Source organism: Streptomyces sp. NPDC003327, assembly GCF_053589515.1.
In genome coordinates, this window is sequence record NZ_JBSFSA010000086.1 from 1 (window position 1) to 7,533 (window position 7,533).

A 7,533-nucleotide genomic window follows, 5' to 3' on the forward strand; every position below is an offset into this window, starting at 1 on the left:
CCCGCGACGGCGGCCGCCACGGCGGCGGCCGCCACCCAGCGCGGGCGCGCGCGGGGCGGCCGGGCGACGGCCCGGGGCGCCGCCCCTGGTCCGGCCGTGCCGCGCTCCACGCGGGCGAGCATGCGGGCGTGGTCGGGCCGGTGGGCCAGGGCCGCGTCCCGCAGCTCGCGGCGGAGCCGTGCCTCGTCCATCAGCGCCTCCCCGCGGCGAGTTCGGTGGCCGCCCGTTCCCCGAGCAGGCGCTGCAGTTCGGCCATCCCCTTGGCGGTCTGGCTCTTGACCGTACCGACCGAGACGCCGAGCGCCAGCGCGGTGTCCCGTTCGGACAGGTCGAAGGCGTGGCGCAGCACGACGCAGGCGCGCTTGCGGAAGGGCAGGGAGCGCAGCGCCGTCCGTACGTCGACGACGGCGGGGACGTCGGGGTCTTCGGTGTGCTCGGGGCGCCGGTCCCAGAAGGCGGCGATCCGGCGGCGTTCGCGCACGGTGCCCCGGATGCGGGTGCGGACGAGGTTGGCGACGACCCCCCGGGCGTACGCGGCGGGGTGGTCGGCGGCGCGGACGCGGTCCCAGCGGTGCCACAGGGCGAGCATGGCGTCCGCCGCGAGGTCGTCGGCGGCGTCTGTCTCGCCGGTCAGCAGGTGAGCGAGGCGGGCGAGTTCGGCGTAGTGCCCCTCGAAGAAGGCCCGGAACTCGGTCGCGTGGTCGCGCTCGTGGCGCTCAGTTCGCCGCGAGGCCACGGGATTCCTCGACGTGCGGTGCGGACGCGGCGGGAACGACACGGCCCGCGCCGGTGCCGGTGCCGGTGCCGGTGGTCGCGCCCGCGCCGGCGCCGGTGCCGGGCCCTGCAGCCGTGAGCGGGGCGCCCGCCACGGGACCGGTGCTCGTCCGCGCCGTGAGGCGGGGCGCGAGCAGTTCCGTCCCCTGCGGCGCCGCGCCGCCGAGCCGGGCGACGAGCCGTTCGACGGCCCGGCGGCCCATCTCGCGGGCGGGGAGGGAGACGGCGGTGAGCGGTACGGAGGCGTGGAGGGCGACCTGGTCGGGGCAGACGGCCACGACGGAGACGTCCTCGGGCACGGCCCGCCCCTGGTGGCGCAGCAGCGCGAGGAGCGGTTCGACGGCGGCCTCGTTCTGGACGACGAACGCGGTGGTGGCGGGCCGCTCCTCGAAGACGCGGGTGACGGCGGCGGCGACGGCCGCGTAGGTGCCGTCGACGGGACGGTGGAGCAGGCCGACGCCCCGCTCGGCCGCCGCGGCGCGCAGACCGGTGAGGGTGCGTGCGGCGTAGCCCGTACCGCGCTCGTGGACGGCGGGCGGTTCGCCGAGGACGGCGACGGACGTGTGGCCGAGGTCCGCGAGGTGGTCGACGCAGCGGGCGCCCGCGGCGGCGAAGTCGAGGTCCACGCAGTCGAGTCCGGCCGTGTCGGCGGGGAGTCCGAGGAGGACGGCCGGGCGCTGCGCCTCCTGGAGCAGGGGCAGGCGGGGGTCGTCGAGTTCGACGTCCATGACGATCATGGCGTCGGCGACGGCGCTGCCCTCGACGCGGCGGACGGCCTCGGGGCCCTCCTCTCCGGTGAGCAGGAGCACGTCGTAGCCGTGGGTGCGGGCCGTGGTGGTGACGGCCATGGCGATCTCCGTCATCACCGGCACGTAGAGGCCGGTGCGGAGCGGCATCATCAGGGCGAGGATGTCGGTGCGGGCGCTGGCGAGGGCGCGGGCCCCCGCGTGCGGGCGGTAGCCGAGGGCGTCGATGCTGCGCCGGATCCGCTCGCGGGTGGGCGCGGAGATGGACCGCTTGCCGCTGAGGACGTAGCTGACGGTGCTGGCGGAGACGCCGGCGTGGCGGGCGACGTCGGCGAGGGTGACCACAGACGCGCTCCTCGGATGTCCCTGTGTCGCGGGCGCCGTCGGCCCGTCCCTGATGCGGATCCCGACCCTAAGCGGCCGCTCTCCGAGCTGTCCAGGCGGGGCCCGGGAGTCCGGGCCCCGCCGCGCGGCCCGAAGGCCGGGCGGCCCCCTCCTGGGGTCCACCCGGCCTTCGTCGTACGCGGAGCCCGCTCTCGCGGGGCGGGCCGTTATTCGAGCAGCTCCGCGTACGAGCCCATGGCCAGGGCGATGTCCGCCTGGGCCCAGAACCGGTGGTAGGTGAAGACGGGCGCCGCGCCGCCCGCGAGGTAGGCCTCGACCTTCGGCCAGGCCGGGTCGTTCTTGTAGAAGGAGCGGATCGAGGCGAAGGTGGACGTGGAGTTCACCGCGTCGCCGTTCGGCATGACGCCGGTCCAGCCGTTGGGTACGTACACGGGGTCGTCGAACCGGTTGTAGTCGGCGCGGGTCTCCTCCACGGCGACGCCCAGCGGGTCCTGGTGGTGGGCCCACATGCCGTCGAGCAGGGCCTTCGCGACGCGCTTGGCCTCGGCGTGGCCTGACTTGGCCGCGTAGTAGGTCAGCGTCTTGGCGTAGGCGGCGGCGACGCCGACGTCGTTGGTGTAGTCGGCGACGGTGACGTGCAGCCCGTTGTTGGCGCCGGGGCTCGCCGCGTTCCAGGTGTCGGGCGCGCCGGACCACTGGAGGGTGGACGGGATGCGGTAGGTGCCGTCGGGGTTGATCGTGGTCTTGGAGAGCGCCCAGGTGACCCACTTGTCGAGGACGGTCTTGGCCTCGGCGTCGCCGGTCTGCTGGTAGTACTCGGCGACCCGCTCCATCGACCAGGCCTGGAAGCCGAACCACTGGTTCGACGCCGGGTCGTGGTAGACGGGCTTCTCGTCGTAGAACATGCCGTAGAAGGTGGGCGTGCCGGCCGGCGGGGTGGCGTAGCGGCCCTGCCAGCTGTTGGTGGCGCCGCCCGCGATGGCGCCCTCGCTCGACTGGAGCCAGCGGTAGAACTCCAGCTGCCGGTCGAGGCTGGTGGCCCAGTCCGCCTGGCCCGTCGCCGACTTGGGCTTGAGCGGGGCGTAGGAGCTGAGCGCGTAGGCGGCGAGCGGGTTCTGGTAGCCGCTGTGGTTGTGGCTGGATCCGATGCGCCAGGACCAGCCGGCCGAGGTGTCGGTGGCGCCGCCCCAGGCGTAGTACCAGGACATCAGGTAGTGGGCGCTGTTCTTGCCGGTGCCGGCCGGGCAGGCGGTCGGTCCGACGCAGTTGCCGATCTTCTTGAAGTACTTGTCGAACATCGCGTAGCGCAGGTAGTCGCCCATCTTGGCGGCCTTGCCGACGGTGCCGGCGACCTGGGCGCCCTTGCCCTGCTGCTTGGCCCAGAGGTCGGCCCAGTAGGCGGCCTGGACGGCGCGGGCGTCGGCGTCGGGGGCGTTGGTGAACTTCCACTGCTTGGCGTAGGAGGCGTCCCCGGTGAACAGGTCGAGGTAGCCGTTGCGCCCGCCGTAGGTGAAGTTGTCGCAGGTCGGGTGGGTGACGGTCTCCCAGACGGACTCCTGGGGGCCGCGCTGGAAGGTGTTGACGTACGAGGGGCCGGTCGCCGTCGGTCCCGCGGAGCACTTCCCGGGCTCGTTGCCGAAGCCGTAGACGTTGTCGACGTCCTGGATCCAGTGCATGCCGTAGATGTCGTCGGTGCCGTAGGCGCTCTTCAGCTCGGCGGCGATCGGGTCGGACCCGGAGGTGACGCCGGAGTCGAGCCGGGCCGGGTACTGCGAGGGCAGGTCCCACTCGGGGGCGTACGTCGCCGGCTTGGAGGCGTTGTACGAGCCGGTGGTCGGCGTGTCGGCGTGGGTGGGGATCATGAACTTCTCCATGATCTCCCAGGCGCCGTTGAACTTGGTCCAGTCGCCGGTGATCTTGCCGTACATGGCCTGGAGCCAGATGAGGTAGCTGTACGCCTCCGAGGTCGTCTCGTGCCCGTGGTCGGGGGCCTCGACGATCAGGGTCTCCACGGAGTGGTACGGGATGCCCTCGGGCGAGAAGTAGCCGTTGGCCGGGTTGGTGATCTTCCCGTGGAGGTCGAGGAAGCGGGCGTCGTACGTGGAGTCCGCGGCCAGCTGGGCGACGGTCACCTCGGCCTTGGCGTGGCCGGGGGCGGTCGCGGTGAAGACGGCCGAGCCGGTGCCGGTGGCCGCCGCGGCGACGGTCACCTTCTGGGCGGTGTTCCAGTTCGCCGGGGTGAAGGTGAGGGCGGCCGGCGTGGCCGTGAGGTTGGTGTTGCCCGAGGTACGGGCGACGCTCACGGTGACGTTCGCGGTCGGCGCGGTGGAGAGCTTGAGGTCGAAGGTGCCGGTGGAGCCCTGGCGGACGCCGAGCTGGCTCGGCGAGGCGACGAGCGCGGGACCGGCGGCGACGGTGATGCCGACGGGGGCCGACTCGGCGGAGGCGCCGAGGCTGTCGTAGGCCTTCGCGTAGAGGGAGTGGGCTCCGGTGGCGAGGCCGGTCGCGCTGTGGGTGAAGGGCGCGGTGGTGTCGGTGCCGAGGAGCGTGGTGTCGCTGTAGAACTCCACCTTGCTCACGGTGGCGTCGTCGGCCGCGGCGGCGGTGGCCGCGAGCGGCACCGCGTCGCCCTGGCTGTAGACGGCCCCGGGCGCGGGGCTGGTGAGGACCGCGACGGGCGGCTGGTGGGCGCCCCGGCAGGGAGTGCCGTTGACGGCGAAGGAGGTGGGGGCGGCGTTGGTCCCGGTGTAGGTGAACTGGGCGCCGGTGGTGACGGCGGCGCCGGCGGCGAGAGTGCCGTTCCAGGACGCGTTGGTCACCGTGACGTTCTTGCCGGACTGGGACCAGGTGCCGCTCCAGCCGTTCGTGAGCTTCTGGTCACCGGCGTAGGAGTAGGTCAGGGTCCAGCCGTTGAGCGTCTCGGCGGCCCGGTTGGTGAGGGTGAGTTCGGCGGTGAAGCCGGACCCCCAGTCGTTGGTCTTGTAGTCGACGCTGCACTGCACCGCGGCGGCCTGGGCGGTGGTGGCGCCGACGGCCAGGAGGCCGAGGGGGAGGGACAGGGCCGCGGCCAGTGCGGTCAGCGGTCTTGTCGGTCGTCGTCGTGCCATGCGGGTGGTTCTCCTCGCGGCTCGGGGAGGGGATGCGCAGAGCTGAACCTTCGACAGTCAAGCCTTGAACCAGTGGGAGCGCTCCCACTGTGCAGTTGGGCGACAACCGCGTCAAGATGCGCGAAGAGTCGAAGTCAGGTAACGGGGAATTTGCTCAACTCCTCTTTTCCTTGGCGCCCGTTGCCGCTACGGTCTGCCCGACCAGTGGGAGCGATTCCATCCAGTCGGCGCACCGTCAGGGGTGCGCCCTCGCTGCGAGGACTCGCTCATGCGACATCCCCCACGCCTGTCCGCGCTGCTCGCAGGAGCGGCGCTCCCGACGGCGAGCGCCCCGCTCGCCGTCACGGGTACGGTCTCAGGAGCGCGGCCGCACCCGTCTGCACGGTGGACCGACATGCGGCGCCCCGAGGACGCCACCCTCCACTCCCGGCATCGCGTACGCCGACGACCTCGGCCAGTGGCTCGCGTGCGCCCCCACCGGACCGGCGGAGAGCCTCGCCGCCGCTCGGCACGTCCACGACCTCACCACCTGTTCCCGCGGGACGTGCAGGAACGACACCCCCGCCCTCGTGGCCGCCGAGGTTCCTCTGCCGGCGGGCGAGACCGCAACTCGAGCTCCGCACTGCTCAGTTCGCACGACGGCACACCCACCGCATTCGGCATCGGACCGCGCGACCACCTGCGCGGTCCCACCCCCTGAAAGGAATACCCACCCCCATGAGCCGCACCAGCCGCACCGCCCTCCTGGCGGCACTCGGCCTCGTCACCGCCACCGGTGCCACGGCCACCGCCCTCGGCACCGCGACCGCCGGCGCAGCCGCCCCCGGCTGCAAGGTCGACTACCAGATCACCAACCAGTGGAGCACCGGCTTCGGCGCCAACGTGATCATCACCAACACCGGTGACCCCGTGGCCTCCTGGACCCTGGAGTGGTCCTACGCCGGCAACCAGCAGGTCACCCAGGGCTGGAACGCCACCATCGCCCAGTCCGGCGCCGCCGTCACCGCCAAGAACCTGTCGTACAACGGGACGCTGGCCACCAACGGTTCGACCTCCTTCGGCTTCAACGGCTCCTACAGCGGCACCAACGCGATCCCGACGAGCTTCAAGCTCAACGGCGTCACGTGCAACGGCGCCGGCGAGCCGACGACGCCGCCCACCACCCCGCCCACGACGCCGCCGACCACCCCGCCGCCGGGCTCGAAGGCCGACAACCCGTACGCCGGCGCCAAGGTGTACGTGAACCCGGACTGGTCCGCCAAGGCCGCCGCCGAGCCCGGCGGTGCCAAGGTCGCCAACCAGCCGACCGGCGTCTGGCTCGACCGCATCGCCGCCATCAACGGGACGAACGGAGCCAGGGGGCTGCGCGGCCACCTCGACGAGGCCCTGAAGCAGAAGGGCACCGGCGAGCTCGTCGTCCAGCTGGTCATCTACAACCTGCCGGGCCGCGACTGTGCCGCGCTCGCCTCCAACGGCGAGCTGGGCCCGACGGAGATCAACCGCTACAAGACCGAGTACATCGACCCGATCGCCGCGATCCTCGCCGACCCGAAGTACGCGGGCCTGCGGATCGTCACCACGGTCGAGATCGACTCCCTGCCCAACCTCGTGACGAACGTGGCGGGCCGCCCCACCGAGACGGCCAACTGCAACGTCATGAAGGAGAACGGCAACTACATCAAGGGCGTCGGCTACGCGCTGGCCAAGCTCGGCTCGATCGCCAACGTCTACAACTACGTCGACGCCGGTCACCACGGCTGGCTCGGCTGGGACTCCAACTTCGGCCCGTCCGCCGAACTGTTCAAGCAGGCCGCGACCGCCGAGGGCTCCACGGTCTCCAACGTCCACGGCTTCATCGTCAACACCGCGAACTACAGCGCCCTGAAGGAGGAGAACTTCAAGATCACCGACAGCGTCAACGGCACCTCCGTGCGCACGTCGAAGTGGATCGACTGGAACCAGTACACCGACGAACTGTCGTACGCCCAGGCCATGCGCGCCAAGCTGGTCTCGCTCGGCTTCGACAGCAACCTCGGCATGCTGATCGACACCTCCCGCAACGGCTGGGGCGGCACCCAGCGGCCCACCGGCCCGGGCGCGACCACCAGTGTCGACACGTACGTCAACGGCGGCCGCTACGACCGGCGCATCCACCCCGGCAACTGGTGCAACCAGGCCGGTGCCGGCCTCGGCGAACGGCCGCAGGCGGCCCCGGCCGCGGGCATCGACGCGTACGTCTGGATGAAGCCGCCGGGCGAGTCCGACGGCGCGAGCCAGGAGATCCCGAACGACGAGGGCAAGGGCTTCGACGGCATGTGCGACCCGACGTACACGGGCAACGCCCGTAACGGCAACAGCATGTCGGGCGCGCTGCCGAACGCCCCGCTCTCCGGCAAGTGGTTCTCCGCCCAGTTCCAGGAGCTCCTGAAGAACGCCCACCCGGCGCTGTAGGCCTCGCCCGCCGTGCCCCGGCGCGGCCGGGGCACGAGCGCGCGAGCCGACGAGCGGGGGGCGGGGGGCTCCGGGGGGCGGGCCGGCGCGGCGGCGGAGGCCGGCGCCGG

4 protein-coding genes and 1 pseudogene are annotated in these 7,533 nt (G+C 72.5%); 1 reads left to right on the forward strand and 4 read right to left on the reverse strand.

Annotated elements, in window-relative coordinates:
• From ACWDVG_RS31345 to ACWDVG_RS31360, 4 genes and pseudogenes are all read right to left on the reverse strand, one after another.
• Positions 1–191: pseudogene (locus tag ACWDVG_RS31345) on the reverse strand (hypothetical protein); the annotation flags it as partial.
• On the reverse strand, positions 191–736 hold the full coding sequence (locus tag ACWDVG_RS31350; protein ID WP_451704291.1) for a SigE family RNA polymerase sigma factor: 546 nt from the start codon (positions 734–736) through the stop codon (positions 191–193). The pseudogene ACWDVG_RS31345 and the gene ACWDVG_RS31350, both read right to left, overlap by 1 nt.
• A complete protein-coding gene (locus ACWDVG_RS31355) occupies positions 717–1,865 on the reverse strand; it encodes a LacI family DNA-binding transcriptional regulator (protein WP_451704293.1) in 1,149 nt (382 codons plus the stop codon). Before ACWDVG_RS31355 ends, ACWDVG_RS31350 begins: the two co-directional genes overlap by 20 nt.
• Before the next feature lie 206 nt (positions 1,866–2,071).
• A complete protein-coding gene (locus tag ACWDVG_RS31360; protein ID WP_451704295.1) occupies positions 2,072–4,972 on the reverse strand; it encodes a glycoside hydrolase family 48 protein in 2,901 nt (966 codons plus the stop codon).
• 717 nt (positions 4,973–5,689) lie between these two features.
• Between ACWDVG_RS31360 and ACWDVG_RS31365 the strand changes: the two genes are divergently transcribed.
• Entirely contained in the window at positions 5,690–7,423 is a 1,734-nt protein-coding gene (locus ACWDVG_RS31365; protein ID WP_451704297.1) for a glycoside hydrolase family 6 protein, read from the forward strand.
• Positions 7,424–7,533 lie beyond the last annotated feature (110 nt).

Bases quoted from the DNA above. Each gene is read 5' to 3' on its own strand.
- ACWDVG_RS31360 (WP_451704295.1), bottom strand. From the start codon at position 4,972: ATGGCACGACGACGACCGACAAGACCGCTGACCGCACTGGCCGCGGCC.
- ACWDVG_RS31365 (WP_451704297.1), top strand. From the start codon at position 5,690: ATGAGCCGCACCAGCCGCACCGCCCTCCTGGCGGCACTCGGCCTCGTC.